Origin of the sequence: Pseudomonas sp. Pse35, from assembly GCF_024519715.1 — a bacterium.
GTDB lineage: Bacteria > Pseudomonadota > Gammaproteobacteria > Pseudomonadales > Pseudomonadaceae > Aquipseudomonas > Aquipseudomonas paracarnis.
Genome location: NZ_JALJRP010000037.1, coordinates 26,022 through 46,157 on the forward strand (window position 1 = coordinate 26,022; position 20,136 = coordinate 46,157).

General features: G+C 58.4%; 15 protein-coding genes. 6 read left to right on the forward strand and 9 right to left on the reverse strand.

Annotated features, from left to right (window positions below):
• The first annotated feature begins 100 nt into the window (after window positions 1–100).
• Complete coding sequence (locus OC445_RS23345; protein WP_003190904.1) at window positions 101–355, forward strand: hypothetical protein; 255 nt, start codon at window positions 101–103, stop codon at window positions 353–355.
• On the opposite strand, the gene OC445_RS23350 is transcribed toward OC445_RS23345, so the two are convergent.
• Window positions 327–1,247: a LysR family transcriptional regulator gene (locus tag OC445_RS23350; protein ID WP_198791058.1), complete on the reverse strand. Its 921-nt coding sequence runs from the start codon at window positions 1,245–1,247 to the stop codon at window positions 327–329. The genes OC445_RS23345 and OC445_RS23350 overlap by 29 nt on opposite strands.
• 91 nt (window positions 1,248–1,338) lie before the next feature.
• Between OC445_RS23350 and OC445_RS23355 the strand changes: the two genes are divergently transcribed.
• Window positions 1,339–2,265: a carbon-nitrogen hydrolase family protein gene (locus OC445_RS23355; RefSeq protein ID WP_057977527.1), complete on the forward strand. Its 927-nt coding sequence runs from the start codon at window positions 1,339–1,341 to the stop codon at window positions 2,263–2,265.
• A 117-nt stretch (window positions 2,266–2,382) separates the two neighbouring features.
• Here OC445_RS23355 and OC445_RS23360 read toward each other — a convergent pair whose 3' ends face one another.
• Both OC445_RS23360 and OC445_RS23365 read right to left on the reverse strand, forming a co-directional pair.
• Window positions 2,383–2,844 (reverse strand): LEA type 2 family protein, encoded by a 462-nt coding sequence (locus OC445_RS23360; protein WP_003190908.1) that lies wholly within the window; start codon window positions 2,842–2,844, stop codon window positions 2,383–2,385.
• A 12-nt stretch (window positions 2,845–2,856) separates the two neighbouring features.
• Complete coding sequence (locus OC445_RS23365) at window positions 2,857–4,287, reverse strand: nucleobase:cation symporter-2 family protein (RefSeq protein ID WP_032901653.1); 1,431 nt, start codon at window positions 4,285–4,287, stop codon at window positions 2,857–2,859.
• A 233-nt stretch (window positions 4,288–4,520) separates the two neighbouring features.
• Between OC445_RS23365 and OC445_RS23370 the strand changes: the two genes are divergently transcribed.
• Window positions 4,521–6,146, forward strand: coding sequence for a methyl-accepting chemotaxis protein (locus OC445_RS23370; RefSeq protein ID WP_020301098.1), 1,626 nt, complete (start codon window positions 4,521–4,523; stop codon window positions 6,144–6,146).
• Between the two features lie 534 nt (window positions 6,147–6,680).
• Here the strand turns inward: OC445_RS23370 and OC445_RS23375 are convergent.
• From OC445_RS23375 to OC445_RS23395, 5 genes are all read right to left on the reverse strand, one after another.
• Window positions 6,681–7,658 carry a 2-hydroxyacid dehydrogenase gene (locus OC445_RS23375; protein ID WP_054897475.1) on the reverse strand — a complete coding sequence of 326 codons (978 nt, stop codon included), beginning with the start codon at window positions 7,656–7,658 and terminating at the stop codon, window positions 6,681–6,683.
• Complete coding sequence (locus OC445_RS23380) at window positions 7,655–8,947, reverse strand: MFS transporter (RefSeq protein ID WP_054897474.1); 1,293 nt, start codon at window positions 8,945–8,947, stop codon at window positions 7,655–7,657. The genes OC445_RS23375 and OC445_RS23380 overlap by 4 nt, the downstream gene beginning before the upstream one ends.
• 45 nt (window positions 8,948–8,992) lie before the next feature.
• On the reverse strand, window positions 8,993–9,934 hold the full coding sequence (locus OC445_RS23385; RefSeq protein ID WP_054897473.1) for a sugar kinase: 942 nt from the start codon (window positions 9,932–9,934) through the stop codon (window positions 8,993–8,995).
• Window positions 9,927–10,709, reverse strand: a complete 783-nt coding sequence (locus tag OC445_RS23390) for a sugar phosphate isomerase/epimerase family protein (protein ID WP_054897472.1) — start codon at window positions 10,707–10,709, stop codon at window positions 9,927–9,929. Before OC445_RS23390 ends, OC445_RS23385 begins: the two co-directional genes overlap by 8 nt.
• A gap of 95 nt (window positions 10,710–10,804) precedes the next feature.
• Complete coding sequence (locus OC445_RS23395) at window positions 10,805–11,884, reverse strand: LacI family DNA-binding transcriptional regulator (RefSeq protein ID WP_275668964.1); 1,080 nt, start codon at window positions 11,882–11,884, stop codon at window positions 10,805–10,807.
• Window positions 11,885–12,132: 248 nt separating this feature from the next.
• Between OC445_RS23395 and OC445_RS23400 the strand changes: the two genes are divergently transcribed.
• The 3 genes from OC445_RS23400 (at window position 12,133) to OC445_RS23410 (ending at window position 18,716) form a co-directional block, all read left to right on the forward strand.
• Window positions 12,133–14,082 (forward strand): hypothetical protein, encoded by a 1,950-nt coding sequence (locus OC445_RS23400; protein WP_054897471.1) that lies wholly within the window; start codon window positions 12,133–12,135, stop codon window positions 14,080–14,082.
• A 154-nt stretch (window positions 14,083–14,236) separates the two neighbouring features.
• Window positions 14,237–16,231, forward strand: coding sequence for a hypothetical protein (locus OC445_RS23405; protein ID WP_262020380.1), 1,995 nt, complete (start codon window positions 14,237–14,239; stop codon window positions 16,229–16,231).
• Between the two features lie 229 nt (window positions 16,232–16,460).
• Entirely contained in the window at window positions 16,461–18,716 is a 2,256-nt protein-coding gene (locus tag OC445_RS23410) for an autotransporter outer membrane beta-barrel domain-containing protein (protein WP_309595826.1), read from the forward strand.
• A 75-nt stretch (window positions 18,717–18,791) separates the two neighbouring features.
• Here the strand turns inward: OC445_RS23410 and OC445_RS23415 are convergent, their stop codons facing one another.
• A complete protein-coding gene (locus OC445_RS23415) occupies window positions 18,792–20,135 on the reverse strand; it encodes a hypothetical protein (RefSeq protein WP_262020381.1) in 1,344 nt (447 codons plus the stop codon).
• Between the last annotated feature and the right edge of the window lies 1 nt (window position 20,136).

Below are 20,136 nucleotides of genomic sequence, written 5' to 3' on the forward strand. Positions count from 1 at the left end.
CAGTTTTTTTGCCGGCGCGCTCATCCGAGGCAAAATCCGGATCGGGAACTTTGGGCCTACAGTGTAAGATGTCACCTATTTGTGCAGCAGGTAATTCAACATGAGCTTCAATCTCGCCAACAAGACCCTCGCCGAACGCGCCGAGCTGGAAGATGAAAAGTCGCGCCTCTACGACCTGTGGCAAACCAACCTGGGCAAGGCCAAAGGCGAAGCCGCGCGCTTGTTCGGTGAGCGCGCCAAACGCAAGGGCAAGTGGGCCGAATGGGTACGTGCCGAACTCGATGGCATGTCGCCGCCGGAGTTTTCCAACATGGTGCGCAGTGAAGTCAACAAGCTGATGGCGGCGGCAAAGTAAAGCACGCCACAATCGCTTCGCGCACCTTGAGCAGCAACGGGTCCAACTGAGCCTGGGTGCGCCAGCCCAACTCCACCGGGTAATGCGGTAGCGCCAGCGGGCAGGGCAGCACGCGCAGGCCGGTCATTTGCGCAATGGCGTGGGCCGCATGCCCGGGAATGGTTGCTACTGCGGTGCTGCCTTTGAGCAGATACGGCAACGCGGCAAAGTGGCTGGTGGACGCGCGCACGTGGCGGCGCAGCCCGTGCGCCGCCAAGCCTTCATCGGTAATGCCGATAAACCCGCCTGACGACACCAATACATGTTCCCGTGTGACAAACCCTTGCAGGTCGATAGTCTCCTCGCCCGGCGCCAGGCTATGGGGGTCTACCAGGCAACGATAGTCACCTTCCCCCAGTACCTGTCGGCTCAGCCTGCGCTCGGTAAAACCGCCGGCGGTAATGGCCAGGTCCAGCGTGCGGTCGAGCAGGGCGGCGGCGACGATCTGGCTGTAGGTCTGGCGAAAGATCACCCGTAGCTTGGGCAGGCGCAGTGCGATGGCCTCCATCAGGCTTCGGCCATAGGCAATCTCGAAGTCATCTGACAGCCCCAGCACCACCGAGCGGCCCTCGTAGTGCAGGTTTTGCGGGCTGATCATCGCCAGGCTCTGGCGGCAGCGATCCAATGCCTCACTGATCACCGGTTTCAACTGGTTGGCACGCAATGTGGGCGCCAGGCCGCGTCCGGTGCGCACGAACAAAGGGTCACCATACAGCTCGCGCAAACGCCGCAAGCCCGCGCTGATCGCCGACTGCGTCACGCCCAAACGCAGCGCCGCACGGCTGGCACTGGACTCGTCGTGCAGGGCTTCGAAGGTTTTGAGCAGGTTCAGGTCAACCTGGGCGATATTCATTTGGCTCATATCATTTAGCACTGAGGTGGGCTTTATTCATGATCGAGTCTGGCCGGAGAATGGGCAACCCCTATCTATCGGAGTGAGCCTGATGCCCGTATCGACTGTCGCAGCCCTGCAAATCGGCGCCTTGCCTGGCGGCAAGGCTGAAACCCTGGCGCAGATCCTGGCCTATGAGGATCAAATCCAGCGCAGTGGCGCGCACTTGGTGGTCATGCCCGAGGCGTTGCTGGGCGGCTATCCCAAGGGCGAAAGCTTTGGCACGCAATTGGGTTATCGCCTGCCCGAGGGCCGGGAAGCCTTTGCACGGTATTTTGCCAATGCCATTGACGTGCCGGGGCCAGAAACCGAGGCGCTGGCCGGGATGTCGGCGCGTACCGGTGCCAGCCTGGTGCTGGGCGTGATCGAACGCAGTGGCAGCACGCTGTACTGCACGGTGTTGTATTTCGAACCCTCGGGCGGCCTGGTGGCCAAGCACCGCAAGCTGATGCCGACCGGCACCGAGCGGCTTATCTGGGGCAAGGGCGACGGCTCGACCCTGCCGGTGATCGACACCGCGGTGGGGCGTATCGGCGGCGCGGTGTGCTGGGAAAACATGATGCCGTTGCTGCGCACCGCGATGTATGCCAAGGGCGTTCAGGTGTGGTGTGCACCCACCGTGGACGAGCGCGACATGTGGCAGGTGAGCATGCGCCATATTGCCCATGAAGGGCGTTGCTTTGTGGTCAGCGCCTGCCAGGTGCAGGCATCGCCCGAGGCCTTGGGTGTGGAGGTTGCCAACTGGCCGGTGGACCGTCCGTTGATTGCCGGCGGCAGCGTGATCGTCGGGCCCATGGGCGATATTTTGGCGGGGCCGTTAGTGGGCGAGGCGGGGTTGTTGACGGCGCAGATCGATACTGATCAGTTGGTGCGGGCCCGCTACGACTACGACGTAGTGGGGCATTACGCCCGGCCGGATATTTTTGAATTAGTGGTGGACGAGCGCGCCAAGCCAGGCGTTCGCTGTATCACTGACTAAACGCAATCAACCTGTGGGAGCTGACTTGCCTGCGATAGCGGCGTGTCATTCAATTCATCAGTTACTGACGCACCGCCATCGCAGGCAAGCCAGCTCCCACATTTGGTTTTCAGCCACTTACCAGGTGGCGGTGTTCGGCAAGTCCAGGGTGCCACGCTCTACAAAGCGCATGGTGCCAAACAGTCCGCCCGCCAGTTTGCCGCGCAGCACGTAGGGCAGGTTGTTCAGGCTTTGGGTCTGGCTCAGGCCCAGGGTCTGGCGCAACACCGAAAACGCCGAAACGCTGACCGGCACCATCAATACGGTTTCAGAAAAGCGTGGGATGCTGCCAGCCTGATCGCTGACGCCAGAAGCGAGTGGCCGGCCATTGACCTCCAGGTCCAGGGCCACGCCGTTGTAGTCGATTGCCGCTTCATTGGGGTTTTGCACCCGCAGTTTCACGGCAAAACGCACTTCCAGGTCCTGGCTTTGCAGCGGCTCGATGCCCACCACATTGATGTTCACCGGGTCGCGGTTGGGAAACAGTGCACAGGCGCTCAAGGTCAGCAGCAACAGCGATAGAACCATGAGCTTGCGCATAAAGAAATGCTCCTACTTTTGGGTGACGTCCGGGTCCTGCATGACCTTGAGGGTAGAGGACTCCGGCTCGAATTCATCTTCTTCCAGCTCTATGAACTCTTCGGGCAGGAAAATGTTCAGCAGGATTGCACAGAATGCACCCACGGTGATCGGCGATTCGAAGATGTTGTGCAGCGCCTTGGGCAGCTCGCGCAGCACTTCGGGCACCGCGGCGACGCCCAGGCCCATGCCTAGGGAAATTGCCACGATCAGCACATTACGCCGATGCAGGCCCGCTTCGGCGAGGATCTTGATCCCGGCCACGGCCACGGTGCCGAACATGATCAGGGTCGCACCGCCGAGTACGGGTTTGGGCATCAGTTGCAGCACCGCGCCGATCATCGGGAACAACCCCAGCAGCACCAGCAGGCCAGCAATGAAGTACGCCACGTAGCGGCTGGCCACGCCGGTCAATTGGATCACGCCGTTGTTCTGGGCAAAGGTCACCATCGGCAGGCTGTTGAAGGTGGCGGCCATCGCGGAGTTGAGGCCGTCGGCCAGCAGGCCGGACTTGATGCGTTTGATATACAGCGGGCCCTTGACCGGTTGCTGGGAAATCATCGAGTTGGCGGTCAGGTCGCCGGCGGCTTCCAGGGGCGAAATCAGGAAGATCACCGCCACCGGGATAAACGCCACCCAGTCGAACGAGAAACCGTACTTGAACGGCACCGGCACGCTGATCAGCGGCACCTGGGGCAGGGCGGCCATGTCGACGCGGCCCAGCAGCCACGCCACTACGAAGCCCAGGGTCAGGCCGATCACGATCGAACCCAGGCGCAGGAACGGGTTGTTGAAGCGGTTGAGTACCACGATGGTCAGCAGCACCAAGGCCGCCAGGCCCATGTTGCCTGCGGCGCCCAAGTCGCTGGCGCCATAGCCGCCAGCCATGTCGGTGACGGCCACCTTGATAAGTGACAAGCCCATCAAAGTGATGATGGTGCCGGTCACCACCGGGGTGATCAGTTTGCGCAGTTTGCCGATGAACTGGCTGAGCACCACTTCGATAAACGCCGCGAAAAAGCAGATGCCAAAGATCGTCGAGAGGATTTCATCGGTGCCGCCGCCCCGGGCCTTGACCATGAACCCAGCGCTCAAGATCACGCTGATAAAGGAAAAACTGGTGCCTTGCAGGCACAACAGCCCCGAACCCACCGGCCCGAAAGTGCGCGCCTGCACAAAGGTGCCAAGCCCCGAGACAAACAGCGCCATGCTCACCAGGTACGGCACTTCGCTTTCCAGCCCCAATACGCCGCCGACGATCAGGGTGGGCGTGATGATGCCGACAAAACTCGCCAACACATGCTGCAACGCGGCAAAAATCGCGGCGGTGAAGTGCGGGCGGTCTTCGAGGCCGTACATGAGGTCAGATTTATAGCGCGGGCGGGGGGCTTGAGCGTCAGACAAAATGATGGCTCGGGTCAGAAAATGGAGGCGCAGGATGCCAGAAAGTGCCAGGCGTCTGAAGTGTAAAAAAATATTTATAAAAACCCTGCGCTAAAGCCGTGGCCCAGCCGATATCAAGCATAGGCCCACACTACAACGACAACAGTGGTGACCAAGGTCTGGGCAGCGCGTTGACGCTGACGGATCGTTTCGCGGCAAGGATGCACGCAAACACTACTTCTGAGAGCAGCCCTATGTCCCTCCGTCACCTGAATATTGCCCCTCGCGCGTTTATCGGTTTTGCCTTCATTGCGGTTCTAGTGGTGCTGTTGGGCGTGTTTGCGGTCAACCGTATGACGCAGATGCGCCAATCCTCCCAGGACATGAGCGCGAACCAGCTGCCCAGCATGACTCACCTGGGTACCATCACCGAAAACGTGCTGCGCATGCGCATCCTGTCGTTTCGCGTGCTGGTCAACCGCGAGCCTGCCGCCCTGCAGGAAGCCGAGACGCGCATTGGCGTGCTGGCTGACAAGGTCAAGACCGCCCAGGCCAAATACGCCACGCTGCCTGCAGGCGCGGAGGAGGCTGCGCTGTACAAAGCCTTCGGCGTCACCCTGGACAACTACCTCAAAGCCCAGGCCGAGATGGTGGCATTGTCCAAGCAGGGCAAGGTCGATGAGATGCGCGCCCTGATCAACAGCCGTATCAAGGACGGCACTGACCAGATGGGCGAGCAACTGAACAAGCTGATCGCCATCAATGCGGCCGACGCCAAGCAGGCCGACGAGGATGCCGGGCAAAGCTACGAGGGCGCGATCACCGGTGTGGTGGCGGTCTCCGTGGTAGCGGCATTGCTCACCGTGCTGCTGGCCTGGTTGCTGACCCGCAGCATCGTGACCCCGCTGCGCAAGGCCGTGGAAGTGGCCGAGACCATCGCCGCCGGCAACCTCAGCAAAACCATCGAGGACGATGGCAAGGACGAACCGGCGCGGTTGCTCAGTGCGCTGTCGACCATGCAAGCCAGCCTGCGCCAGACTATCCAGCACATCGCGGGTTCGGCCACGCAACTGGCTTCGGCGGCGGAAGAGTTGAGCGCGGTCACCGAGGAGGCCTCCCGTGGCCTGCAACAGCAGAACAATGAAATCGACCAGGCCGCCACGGCCGTCAATGAGATGACGGCGGCAGTGGAGGAGGTGGCGCGTAACGCGGTTTCCACCTCCGAGGCGTCCGGGCAGTCCAACCAGGCGGCGCGGGAAGGCCGTGATCGAGTGATGGAAACCGTCGGCGCGATCCAGACCATGACCCAGGACGTGCAGAACACCTCCGCGATGATCGAGGGCCTGGCCGCTCAGGGCCGGGATATCGGCAAGGTGCTGGATGTGATTCGCGCGATTGCCGAGCAAACCAACCTGCTGGCGCTCAACGCAGCGATTGAAGCCGCCCGTGCCGGCGAGGCCGGAAGGGGCTTTGCGGTGGTCGCCGATGAAGTGCGCGCCCTGGCCCATCGCACCGCGCAGTCGACCCAGGAAATCGAGAAAATGGTCGCCGGCATCCAGAACGGTACTGGTGAGGCGGTGCAGTCCATGCAACAGAGCAACCAGCGCAGCCAGACCACCCTGGAAATGGCACGTGCAGCCGGCGCCTCACTGGAGCAGATCACTGCGTCTATCAGCCTGATCAACGAACGCAACCTGGTGATTGCCAGCGCTTCGGAAGAACAGGCCCAGGTCTCCCGCGAGGTGGACCGCAACCTGGTCAACATCCGCGACCTGGCCACCCAGTCGGCGGCGGGCGCCAACCAGACCAGCGCGGCCAGCCATGAGCTGTCGAGGTTGGCGGTTGATTTGAATGGGATGGTGGCCAGGTTCGTCGTCTAACTGCTGCCACAACACTCTGTGGGAGCTGGCTTGCCTGCGATAGCAATCTTACAGTCGGCACATCATGGGTTGGCTTACCGCTATCGCAGCATAGGGATCTACACAACTTGGGCCGGTGCTGAACCTGTGGCGAGGGCGCTTGCTCCCGTGACGGACTGACAGCCGACGCTGATCTAACTGACGCGCCGCAATCCAAATGTGGGAGCTGGCTTGCCTGCGATGGCGGCCTTACAGCCGACCAGGATGTTGGATCTGACCGCGGACATATCCGTTCCTGCGGTAACGGCCACCGATGGTTCCGCTCTTACAGCGGGTCACTTTTGGAAAGGCCCAAAAGTAACCAAAAGGCCTTCGCCCCACCACTCGGCACCTCGCCTGCGTTCGGCCAGCGTGGTTTGACGGGGCGCTTCAGATCAAAAGCCAGATCAAGAGCGGCTCGCTTAGCATCGTGGTTACCGTCGATCGCTTCAGAGTTGTGTAGATACCTATGGCTATCGCAGGCAAGCCAGCTTCCACCTTTGCTCTTGTGTTGTGTCAGTGCCGCCATGCCCCTGGATTCACCAGGTTTACCGGCTTTTCGCCAGCCAATGCCGCCAAAAGATTATCCACCGCACACTTGGCCATCGCCTCCCGCGTCTCATGGGTGGCCGAACCGATATGCGGCGTAGCTACCACATTGTTCAACCGCAACAACGGCGACGCGTGATCCAGCGGCTCCTTCTCAAACACATCCAACCCCGCCGCGCGGATAGTGCGTTGCTGCAACGCCTGCACCAGTGCCGCCTCGTCCACTACCTTGCCTCGGGAGATATTGATAAAAATCGTCTCCGGCCCCATCAGCGCGAATTCCTCGGCGCCAATCAACTTCTCGGTCTCAGCGGTCAACGGCAGGGTCAGGCAGACAAAATCAGCCTCTTTGAGCAAGTCCTGCAAGCTGCGGTACTGCGCGCCAAAGCGCGCTTCAACCGCCGGCTTGGGCGAGTGGCTGTGGTAGATCACTGGCATGCCGAAGCCACAATGCCCGCGTTGGGCCAGGGCTTCGCCGATACGGCCCATGCCGATAATGCCCAGGGTCTTGCCATGTACATCGCTGCCAAAATGCGCCGGGCCGATGTTTTTGTTCCATTGGCCGGCGCGCACCATGTCGGCCAGCTCGACCACGCGCCGGGCGGTAGCCAGGATCAGTGCAAAGCCGGTGTCGGCGGTGGTTTCGGTGAGCACGTCCGGGGTGTTGCTGAGCAGGATGCCGCGTTGGGTCAGGTAATCGATATCGTAGTTGTCGACGCCCACCGAGACGCTGGCCACTGCTTCCAGCTTGGGTGCCAGGTCGAGCAACTGGGCATCCAGGCGCAGGCTTGCCCCCAGCAGGCCGTGGGCGTTAGGGAGGGCATCGCGCAGGTTGGCCAGGCCGGTTTCATCCAGAGCGTCAATCAGCGTGACATCGACCTGCTCGTGCAGGCGAGCCATGAGCGGCGTGGACAGTTTTTTGTACAGCACGACAGATTTTTTCATGAGGTTTTTACCTTCAACTCCAGGGTTGGCGTCGGCGAGCGGTCACTGGCGCCGGGCTTGAGGAAAATCGTCAGCACCACGGAAAGCAGCAGCGCTCCGCTCATCAGCAGGTACGAAGCGCCGGGCGAGCCGGTGCTGCTGTTGAGGTAGCCCACCAGGTACGAACCACCGAACGAGCCCAGGGCGCCCATGCTGTTGATCAGCGCCATGGCGCCACCGGCGACGTTGGCCGGGAGGATTTCCGGGACGATGGCGAAAAACGGGCCGTAGGGTGCATACATGCAGGCCCCGGCGATCACCAGCAGGGTGTAGGACCACCAGAAGTGTTCGGCGCCCAGCACGTAGGACGCGTAGAAGGCAATCGACGCAATCAATAGCGGCGGCCAGACAAAACGCTTACGTTTCTGCAGCTTGTCCGAACCCCAGGACACCACGAGCATGCCAATCACCGCCGCCAGATAGGGCAGGGCCGAGAGCCAGCCGGCTTCGACCATGTCCATCTGCAAACCGGCCTTGAGGATTGATGGCAACCACAGCACGAAGCCGTACACGCCAATGCTCCAGCAGAAAAACTGCAACGCGAGAATGATCACCTTGGGCGAACGGAACGCCTCGGCGTAGTTTTTCACGGCCTTGATCCCCACCTGCTCGGCGGCGAGGGCGGTTTCCAGGCTGTGCTTTTCGGCGTCGCTCAGCCACTTGGCATCCTTGGGGCGCTCATCGGCCAGCTTCCACCAGATAAACGCCCACAACACCGCCGGCAGGCCCTCGATGATGAACATCCAGCGCCAGCTGAAATGCTGCACCAGGTAGCCCGACACCACCGACATCCACAGCATGGTGACCGGGTTGCCGAGGATCAGGAACGTGTTGGCCCGTGAGCGTTCGGCACGGGTGAACCAGTGGCACAGGTACACCAGCATGGCCGGCATCACGGCGGCCTCGACCACCCCGAGCATGAAGCGGATGACGATCAGCATGTAGGCGTTGGACACCACGCCAGTCAGCGTCGCCAAGCCGCCCCAGAGGATCAGGCTGACGAAGATCAGTTTCTTGACGCTGCGCTTTTGCGCGTAGATCGCCCCCGGCACCTGGAAGAAAAAGTAGCCAAGGAAAAACAGCGCACCGAGCAGCGAAGACATGCCTGGCGTGATCATCAGGTCTGCGGCCATGCCGGACGCGGCGGCGAAGCCGTAGTTGGCGCGGTCGAGGTAGGCCAGGCTGTAGGTGATAAACACGATAGGCATGATGTACCACCAGCGACGGGTGGCGAGTTTCACGGTTTCCATGGGGTTGCTCCTGAGCTTGTTGTAGTTGTGGCAACAGGTAATGGGTCACGCAACGGATCGGGTGGGTAATTCAGCGCGGGTCGGCAAACCTTCCATATCGCCACGGCTCTGCACGGCGCGGCTGCCGATCCAGTTACCGCGCTGTACGGCCTCGGGGAAGCTCAAGTTTTCCAGCAGGGCGCTGATCATGCCCACGGCAAAGCCATCGCCGGCGCCCACGGTATCCACGACCTTGGCCACCGGTACGGCGGCGACAAAACCCTGGTCCATATGGGTGCGGTAATAGGCGCCCTCGGCGCCGAGCTTGATCGCCACGGCTTCGGCGCCCTGGTCGAGATAGAACGCGGCGATGTCTTCCGGGTCGTCAAAACCGGTCAGCAGGCGACCTTCGCCCAGGCCCGGCAGGACCCAGTCGGCCAAAGCAGCCAGCGCATTGATTTCGCGGATCATCTGCGCCTGGCTGGCCCACAGGGACGGGCGCAGGTTCGGGTCGAACGACACACTGCGTCCGGCCTTGCGCATTTGGGTCATCAGCTCGAACGACAGTGCGCGAGTGGCATCGGACAGCGCTGGCGGAATGCCGGTGGCGTGCAGATGGCGGGCTTGCAGCAGCGTCGGATGGATGGCATCGATGGACAAGTGGCTGGCCGCCGAGCCTCTGCGAAAGTACTCCACTTGAGGGTCGGCGCCGGCCTCTTCCCGGGATTTGAGTTGAAAGCCGGTGGGGTTCAGCGGGTCGACGGCCACATGGTGGCAATCGAGTCCTTCTTTTGTCAGGGTATCGACCACAAAACGCCCGAGGGAGTCGTTACCCACGCGGCTCAGCCAGGCCACGTTGAACCCCAGGCGCGACAGGCCGATGGCGACGTTGCTGTCGGCGCCGGCAATGCGTTTGTGAAACTGCCCGACCTGCGCCAGGTCGCCGGTCTGTTCGGCGACAAACATCGCCATGGTTTCGCCAAACGACAGGATATCGAGCTCAGACATGGGCGTTCTCCACATGGGGTTGGCCAAGGCGGGCCAGGGTCGCGACCTGTTGCGCGGTGACTTCGGTCAGGTCATCGCCCTGCAACGGAAATTCCACTGCCCGGGTAATACCTTGAGTCATGTGTTTAAGCAGTTGTTCCCACAGATGCAGGTCGGTGGCGCCCGGCGGCAAGGCGACGAGCTTGCCATCGGCGCGACGGGCCACGGCCTTGCAGTGCAGGTAATCCACATGCCGGCCCAGCAACCGCGCAGCAGTGAGCGCGGACTGGTCTTGCCACTGCCAGTTACCGATGTCGAAGGTCATTTTCACCGGCAGGCCGAGACGTTCGACTTCAGTGAAAAACCGTTGCATCGGTTCAATGCGCCCGCCGTGCAGGGTCTGGTCGTTTTCCACCAGCAGCTTGACCGGGTGGCGGTTGAGCAGGGCGTGCAGGCTTTCCAAGTCGTTTGTGTCGGTGAAGTAACCGAGGGACACCTTCAGCCAACCCGAGCCAAAGGCCTGGGCGCGGTCCAGGGTAGCGGCCAGCTCGGCATTGGGCTGGGCACGGCCGGCGACCCAGAGTTCCAGGGGCGAGGAAAACACGCTGTCCAGGCCTTGCGCGGCAGCGGCCTGGGCCAGGGTGGCGGGGTGTTCGTCGGTCAGCAGCTCCTCACGCCATTCAATGCGCTGGGCACCGGCAGCGCTAAGCAATGCGACAAAACTCAATTGGCCCTGCTGGCGAACCAGGTCGGCGCCGTAGCTGGAAAGGCTGATGGAGACGGGGTATTTATGCATTGTTGTTTACCTCTGAAACCGGTTTCATTTTTATCGACAAGAACACACTGACTGCTTGTGGCGAGGGAGCTTGCTCCCGTTTGACTGCGCAGCAGTCACCGGCTCTTGGCGGCGCTTCGCACCGCAGCGGGAGCAAGCTCCCTCGCCACAGTAAAGCCAGGGTCATAAGGGGGCGTCGAGCCGCGGATAATCAGCTCGGGTAAAAAATCCAGGGTGCGGGTGGGGGCGGTATCGCCGCGCAGGCGCTTGAGCAAACAGTCGAAGGCGCTGGCGCCAATCGCTTGCGTCGGTTGGGCGAGGGCGGTGATGCCGTTGCCCACCAGCGGGTACCAGTCCAGGTCATCCAGGGCGATCAAGCCCACCTCGCCGAACAGGTCGCAGCCCAGCGCCTTGAGCACCCGGGTGCAGGCCAGTGCGGCCACGCCGTTGGCGCAAAACAGTGCCTTGGGGCCGGGTTTGGCGAGAAAGGCTTGCAGACGCTTTTCCAGGTTGCCATCCAGTTCAACCACGGCGCCTGTCAACGCCGGGCGCTTGGCAATTTCGTGATTGAAACTCTCCAGGCGCTCCAAACGTGAACTGGTGCCGTCGGTGGTCTCGCTTACGAGCAGCACGTCGCGGTAACCCTGCAGCTCCAGGTGTCCCACCGCCATGCGCACCGCCGCCGGGTTATCCAGGCCCACCAGGTCGCTGTGCAGCGGCGCGACCTTGCGGTCCACCAGCACCAGGGGCATTTCCTGTTGCAGCTCCAGCAGTTGGTCGAGGTGATGGCCCAGGGTGTTCACGATCAAGCCTTCGATGTTGTACGAGCGCAGCGCCGCCAGGTGTTGGCGCTCTTGCTCGTCATCACGGTCGGTGTTGCACACCACCAGGCTGTAGCCGTGCTGACGGCAGGCGGTTTCGACGCCGTGCATCACGGCAATGGAATAGGGGTTGCGGATATCGGCCACCAGCATGCCGATCAGGCGGGTGCGGCCACGTTTCAAACCACGGGCCATCTGGTTGGGGCGGTAGCCAAGCTGTTCGATGGCTTGCTCGATGCGCAGCGCGATCGCGTCGGAGAGCAGGGCGCGGTCATCGCCGATAAAACGCGACACGCTGGCTTTGGACACGCCGGCGCGTTGGGCGACGTCGAGCATGGTGACACGGGTGCGCTGGGCGGCGGAAAAAGGAGTCACGGTCGCGGGCCTTTCTTATTGGAGTTTTCTGGGCCTCAGTCGGGAATACCCAGGCTGAAACCGGTTTCAGGAAACCTCAAGTCAACCGTTTCGTCAAGCATCCGATGTGGGTGGAATCAGCTACCAAGCGACGAATGGCAGTGCCTACCTGTTAGTTCTGACAGTATTCGATACCGCAGATTGCGCGTTTAATTGGTCGCAGGCACGCCTTTGGGGTGTAGGTACAAGCGGTCTGACGGGAGAGTCTGATGAGCGCTCAAAAAACCACTGGAAGTAGACTTTCACGCAACGGCATTTTCCGATTGGTCGATATAGAGGTGCCCATCCTGGATGATGCTAATCCGCCGATTCCTGAGGGTTATATACCTCATCAATATCTTGATACCGATCTTGTTGTGCGCATTCCGCAACTGTGGGATGACGCTGCGCAGGCCGGTGAATTCAATATTGTCGAAATCGTTTGGTCACGCAGCGGAGGCGAAGGTGTCCCTCCTTTCAAGGAGCGGTGGGATGGCCCCATTACCAAGCCTTTCCCTTTTTCCGTCACCGTGCCGCGCGACTATCTGGAAAATGACGGTACCGTCCGGCTGGCTTATCGGATCACCGACGAAACCGGTATACCCACAACCTCGGACTTCCGTACCCTGGTAATTGACCGGACGCCGCCAAACAATAACGTTACGCCGCCAACGCCGGCCTTCCCGGTGGGTACGATAGATGAGGACTACGCGGCCCGGCATCGCACAGTCGATTTGGTATTGTCTGCTTACCTCGGCCGGCGGGCTTATGACAGGGTTTATTATTATATTTCGGACCAAAGTCCTCCACCTGATAGTGCACCGAGTGGCTATGTAGAGTTTCCCGACGAAAATAGCCCACTTGTTATTCCCATTCTTGTGGATTTGTTTCGCCTGTACCGCAACGGAACTCAATACGTTCACCTGCGCCTTCAAGATCGCTCCGGTAATCGAGGCCCCAGGTCCGACCAGTCGCCCGTTGAAGTCCGATTAAAGGAAGCGCCCTCAGACCTCAAACCTCTTGTCATCCCTGCCATGGCAAGTGGCTTGATCAATCGGCACGATGCACGGATTGGTGTGGTGGCCAACGTTCAGTATGACAACTGGAATGCTCGCGATCTTGTCACCATTCGGTGGGGCAGTACCCTGCTTGATGCGCAGGAGGTTACCGAGATGCCGTTCGGCGCCGGTATCCCGTGGTCGAAGTTGATAGCGATGGGCATGGGGTTTGCAGAAGGTTCGGCCACCTACACCATTACACGGTACGGCAGCAATACGCCGACGTTGCCCAGCCCCCCTACGTTAATCCGTTGGGACTTCAGGGTGGCAGGGCAAGACCATATCAACGCCCCCGCGTTGCTTAACCTCGACTTGCCAACAGTGACTGTGTTTGGCGAGGGCTCGAAGACGGACAACCATATTGATATACGTGATAAGGATCAGCGCGTATATGCCAGCGTCCTGCTTTATCACCAGCCTCGTGATGGTGAGGTGTTGGAGTTGTTCTGGGGGGGCTTCCCCAGTATGGATAAGCCGGTGGCAAGTTATATTGTGGATACCGGTAGTGGCGATGCTGAAGGCGTACGCGTGACGTTCAGTGATATTCCCTGGCAGGTGATTGTCGATGCAGGGAATGATGAAAAACTACGAGTGTACTACTCGACATTCAACGGCGTTAATGAGCAGCTTTCCAATTTTACTGAAGTCATGGTCGATGTTGTACCTCCACAGGTATTAAGGCGTGTTGAGTTTCCAAGTGCCAATAGCAATATGTTTATAGGCTGTGACGCTAACCCGGCTATGTGGGATCACATACCTGTCCAGATTCTTCCGGAAACGGTCTTTCGCAAAGATGACGATCTTGTCGTGGAGTGGCAGGGCTATGAAGAGTTTGCGGGAGGGGGACAGGCGATTACATCAACTGCGGATACCCTGACGCATCGGCTGACTGAAGAAGAGGCGAAAAAAGGTTATACCTTCGAACAACGCAACTATGACGAGAAGATTAAACCCATCAAGTCACCAGATCCCCAGAGCCCGGGAAGTTCGGTGTCGGTTATCTATACGTTGTGGCGCAAAAACAGAGTGATAGGTTCCTCAAGATTACGCTATGCAAAAATTGATCGTAAAAGAGTGGGCAATATCTATTGCGGGCCGAATGGTGATGGCCCTGAAGACTAGAGGTATAAGCCGACTTGAGTAGTTGGTCGTCGATGTAAGTTGCAGCGTTTGGCAGTGGCAGCGCAACAGTTGTTCTATTTGAAACGTGTCTTTTTTCGAAGGCATGTGTTTGTTCGATTGTCTTGGTGTTACTCAGTGCAAAAGGAGAATACAGATGGCAACGTTGAGTAAGAAACAAAAGGCCGCCATTGCATCGCGCAAGGCCAATAAAGAACTGCTGTGCCAGCGCAGGGCGGGTGTGCTGGCGATGCCCCTGCCCACGTTTGATGCGTTGAATAATGATGGGTTGATTACCAAGGAGGCGTCGAAGAAACCGCTTACTGTAACCTTCGATATTGGGCAGTTTGCAGATGACGAAGGCATTGACCCGGCAATCACCAGACTCGCAGTGCATATGCGCGGTAAAGGCGCAACGAACTGGGGTGCGCCGATGCACATGGTAGACTTCAATACAGCTTCTCCTGTCCACGAGCCTATTGATCAACCGTTCACCCGTGATATTCCGGCGGCCCGTTTGGTGGAAGGGGAGCATGAGGTCGGCTATGTCATTCATGAAGGTAACTCGCAGACGGGATTGTTAAGAGGTGCTCCCCTGGAGGTCGACCTTACCCCGCCAGAAGACCCCAGGCACCCGGCAGCGCCCTTGTTCCCTGCTTATTTGGAGTCGAAAGGTGAAATTACTGAGCAGGATGTGGAGGATCACCCAGCCGGGATGGAATGTACATTTCGCGACTATCCCATCTCTCGGCGCGCCGGTGATGATATCGAAGTCTTTTTTTCATCGGAATTTTCTTCACAGCTGTCTGAGCCTATTGACACCTTTCCTGTGGACGACTCGTTGAGTTTTACGCTGCCGTGGAACCTGATTACTGGTAATAAAGGAGGGCAGAACTACTTGTTCTACCGCCTGTGGGATCTTGCAGGGAATGTCAGCAAAGACTCGGTACCTGCGCGAATTGAGTTGAACCTGACACCAGCCCCTGATCCGCAGGAAGCCTATGTGCCGTTGGCGCTTCTTCCTGGTGACGGGCTGCTTGATTTACAAGACCTTTATGAGCCGAACGGGGTTTTCATTGCTATTCCAGAATATGAAAATAATTTAACCGACATTGACGTGATCGAATTGACCATCGGCACGCAGGCTCCGGAACGTTTTGACGTTAAGCTTTATCTGCCTTTTCCGTTAATGCTGCCTGTCGGCAGTGATACTCTTTTGGCCCATTATGGTGGAGGTGCTGGCGAGATTCCCATGACCATCGACTATTTTGTTGATCGCAATGGGACATCAACCGATGCGCCTACTCACACTATTGATGTCGATTTTTCTGCGCCTGGCCCTGCTCCGGGTGAAGATCCGGAAAACAGTTTGCTCGCGCGCGTGCGGGTCTTCGGCGTTGACCCGACTAAGGAAAATGAGCTCACAGACGCTGACTTCAATAGGGACGCGACTATCGAGACCGTGCTTTGGAGCACCCCTCTTCCCGCGCCGGGTACGATAATCAAATGGTATTGGGGGGATCTGGCCCACAAGTTTGATGAGTTGACACTGACGAACGAAGGGGGCGGTGACACTCTTACGCGAACGGTGCCTTGGTCAATCATTCGTGCAGTCGGCAATAGAACGCTCCCAGTGTTCTATACGCTGGGATGGCCGACTAATGACAATACCCAGCGCTCACTTGCGCAGAATGTAGTTGTGGCGGCCAACAAAGTCGTATTGGAAGAGCCAAGGTTCGTCAAGGCGACCGCATTTTTGGCGTGTACCGACCTCAATCGAGCGACTCGCGAGGCGACGGTCAGGGTTCCTGGTAATACAGTGTATTTCCAAGAGCACATGGTCGTTCGATGCGAATTCCGCGTATTCAGTGACATTACCGGAGACACTCAGTTGGGCAATACACTGGCCCTAAGCTCGTTGCCGCTGACGCCCGATATGGTTTCCAACGGTTTCGACATAAAGATCCCCTATACGGCCCTTCGGCCAGCGGCGCGCAATTCGGTGGACTTTCACTATTTTGTGCCGATCCCGGGAGAAGGAGAGCAGCCTTCGGTAAGAGCCTGGACCCGTACACGGTTCACCGACTTGAACGGGTTTTTTTGCGAGGAGCAACCACCCACTGCATTGGAAGACGGCCTGGTAGAACAATAGACTGCGGACTGCGGACTGCGGGGTGCTTCGGCACCCTTCGGTTGCACTGCACGCGCTTTGCACTTTCACACAGCTAATCTCCCCATCTCTACCCTTATGTTCGGATTAATCCTACATATTAGGGTAAGCCTGATCTGTAACTTTGCGGCCTTGAATGGCCTGGCTCCACCCCTCTGGAAATAGGCCGAACAGTTCCGTTCTGGAATGCCTGTTAAATGAGTGGTGTCTTGTGAAGATCAATTCGTACTTTAAATTAAAACCCTTGGTTGCAATGATGCAGGTGCCATCTGTTGTGACCTTGTTGCTTCTGGCGCCAAATGCTCATGCTCGGTTGATCGAAAATGGCACCGAAACCATCCGGCACGATGATTATATCGATACCTTTGAATTGCAAAATGCCACGCTTAACGTCATACGGGGCTGGACGCAGGCCATTTATGCTAATGCCTCGAACCTGAATGTCAGCGCGGACAGTACGATCCTGGGGACGGTTGTCGCTCAGAACGGCTCTAATGTGGCTGTCGATAACAGTCGTGTCACTGCTTCCGGGGCTTACGAAACTGGCGTAACGCTGCTCAGCAGCACTGCGCAGATCAACGACAGTATGATTTCCAGTGCCGATTACCATGGTTTACTGGTGAGCAAATTTACAAACTCAACCGATATATCCACCGCGACGGTCAATGGCAGTGTCCTGGTGGGAGCAACCGGTGGTGCAGTTGTTACTGGTGGCAGTGCGTTGGAGTTGGTGCGCAGTCAGTCAATCGGCACGGGCGCCGACAGCTTTGGGTTGAGGTTGGAGAGCTCGGCGGCACGGGCGTCTGGGAGCAATATTTCAGGCGGACGTAACGGTATTGAAATGTCGTTTGACCGGCATGCGCCCGGGCCTAATACCCTTATCCTGGACGATTCTCATGTCACCGGTACCACAGGTGCTGCGTTGCTCGTAGACGGTGCTCGGGGCCAGGGTGCGGTGGCGAATATCGAGGTACGCAACGGTTCGACGCTCACCGGTGGTAATGGCAACTTGCTGGAAGTCAAAGGCGGCTCGACGGCGAATATGAATATCGCCAATAGCCAGCTCAAGGGCGATGTCGTTGTCAGCGGTGGTAGCCAGGCTCACCTTCAGCTCACTGATCTCGCCTCATTGACTGGCCGCCTGGAAAACGTTTCGTCGTTGAGTCTTGGCGAGCAATCCATGTGGGTCATGACCGGCAATAGCCAGGTGGGTGATTTGCGCCTTGCCGATAGCACGGTCAAGTTTGGGGATAGCGATGCGTTCTATCAACTTGACCTCAAGAGCTTGTCGGGCCAAGGCACTTTTGTCATGGGCACTGATTTCGCTCAGGGCCTGACGGACTTCCTGAATATTACGGGTGACGCAACCGGCCATCACGACCTATTGCTTACCAGCAGCGGTACAGAACCGGTAAACCCAGGTGATGTGCATATCGTTCACACGGGTGGCGGTGACGCACAGTTTGCGCTGGTAGGCGGTAATGTGGATGTTGGGGCCTGGTCCTATGGCCTCCGGCAAGACGGTAATGATTGGTTCCTTGACCCGAATAATCGCACTGTCAGCCCAGGCACCCGGTCGGTATTGGCCTTGTTCAACACTGCACCAACCGTGTGGTATGGCGAGATGACATCTTTGCGTAGCCGCATGGGAGAGATTCGGCATAACGGCGCCGCAGCCGGTGGTTGGTTGCGTGCCTATGGCAATAAATATGAGGTCAGTGGTGGTGATGCGGGTGCCTATGAACAAAGCCAGCGCGGGTTCTCCTTGGGGGCGGATACCCCCTTGGGAGAAGGGCAATGGCTGCTGGGGGTAATGGCGGGCCATAGTACTTCTGATCTGGATCTCAGTCGGGGTACTTCGGGTAGTGTGCAGAGTTACTACGCAGGTCTGTATGCCACTTGGTTGGATGAGGAGAGTGGTTACTATTTTGACGGCGTCATCAAAGCCAACCGCTTGAACAATGATTCCACTGTCGGTTTGAGCGACGGCAGGCAAGCGAAGGGCAAATACAGTACAAATGCCTTGGGTGCGTCTGTGGAAGCGGGCCGTCATATCAAGCTGGATAATGATTTCTTTATCGAGCCTTTCGCCCAAGCGTCCGTGGTTACAGTACAAGGCAAGAGCTATAGCCTGGACAATGGTCTCAAAGCCAAGGGTAGCCACACCGACTCCGTGCAGGGCAAGTTGGGGGTGACAGTAGGCCGCGACTTTATGTTGGATGACGGCAGTATGCTTCAGCCTTACTTGCGTGGTGGCGTTGCCCACGAATTTGCCAAGAGCAACAAGGTGTCGGTCAATAACCAGACATTTGACAATAATCTGTCGGGGTCTCGTGTCGAGGTCGGCGTGGGTGTCGCCCTGACACTGTCCCAAAATATGCAATTGCATGCAGATTTTGACTACGGCCAAGGCAAGCACGTGGATCAGCCATGGGGGGCAAATTTCGGCGTGCGATATAGCTGGTAATCAGGCAGTGCCACTGGATTTCAACGATGCTTGAAAACGCCCCGAGGTTCGGGGCGTTGACTTTCATGCCGGGGTTTATCGAGGTTGAACGGTATTGACACGGGTAGGTCTGCGCCGCGTGGTTCTATCGAGGCTGAACAGCATTTGCACACGCAGTTCTTGGTTGTTGACATCCATAAGATAGACGTCGAGTGCGCCCGTGACCGTATGGTCGTCGGAATTATGAAAGAATTCGACGGTGCCTCGATGTGCTTGATAAGCCGGGAGGGGCGTTTCATTAATGGTCATCAGGATGACGGCTAACTGATGTTCGTCACTGTCTTTCTCCAACTGATAACGGCCGGAGTCCGTGGTAGTGGGGTACTTGAAAATGACCACCTGTCTTGACGTTTCTGTGGGCGGTATCTTCATGGCGCCTTCCGCCAGCCAGAAGTTGTTTTTCAATTCATTTTTGCGAAAGTCCGCCTTGAAGTTTTCGCTTCCGATCGAACCTTGAAAAAAACGTTCTGCGGATTTCTGGCGGGCAGCTTTTCGGGCATTGGCATTGCTCATGGTACGGTTCTCCTGCGATGGGCGGTACGTGTGTGTGCGATGAGGGCGGTTTTGATTAATCGTTGGCACGGGGGCTGATTTCAGGGACAGGTTGTCAACCACGAGGAAGGTGGTGCCTATCACTTCTAAGGTGATTTCAGTCACGCCTGCAGGGATGGTCAGCGACGACGTGTAATTATCCCAGTCGCCACCCCCCCGAAGTTCTATCTGTGGCGTGTTACCGGGTGCAATATGGAACATCGCGAAACCGTGCCCTCCGGTTGGCGTCATGGCATCGATGGAAAAATCATAGGTCTGGCCGGGTGTGACCGCGATCTTTTGTTCGATGGATCCCCCCTGGTTTGCCTGGCACTCGTTGTCGGAAAATGTCACGGAGGAGCCCACTGGCCGGTTGGCTATCCAATGATCGCTGTTGTCGGCGAAATCACCGTTACGGATCAACTCGACAGGGATGACCACGCCGCCGTCTTCCACCAGTTGGAGGCTATCGAACCAGACGTCGCCAGCATTACCCATCAGTTGTAGCGTCAGGCCGGTTGTGCCGGTAGGTGGGCGAAAGGTGCTCACATGATGGGTCCAGCCATGGTTCCCTGTTAGCGTGATTGTTTCAGTCGCCCCCGAGGGCTGCCATACCAGTCGGGCTGACCCGGCGCCGTTATAGGTAATCAACGTGTACAGGCTGAAGGAGTAGGAGGCGGTATCGGAAACCGATATGTCTTGTTCCGCCCGGCCGCGCCCCGTGATCACGCAATGCTGGCGGGAAAAATCAACTCGGCCTGGAGCGGTGGCAGTAACGTTCCAATAGCGTTCACGATGGGCGAAGTTGCCATTGAGCACCAAGTTACTGTTCATTGGTTGTGTTGACATG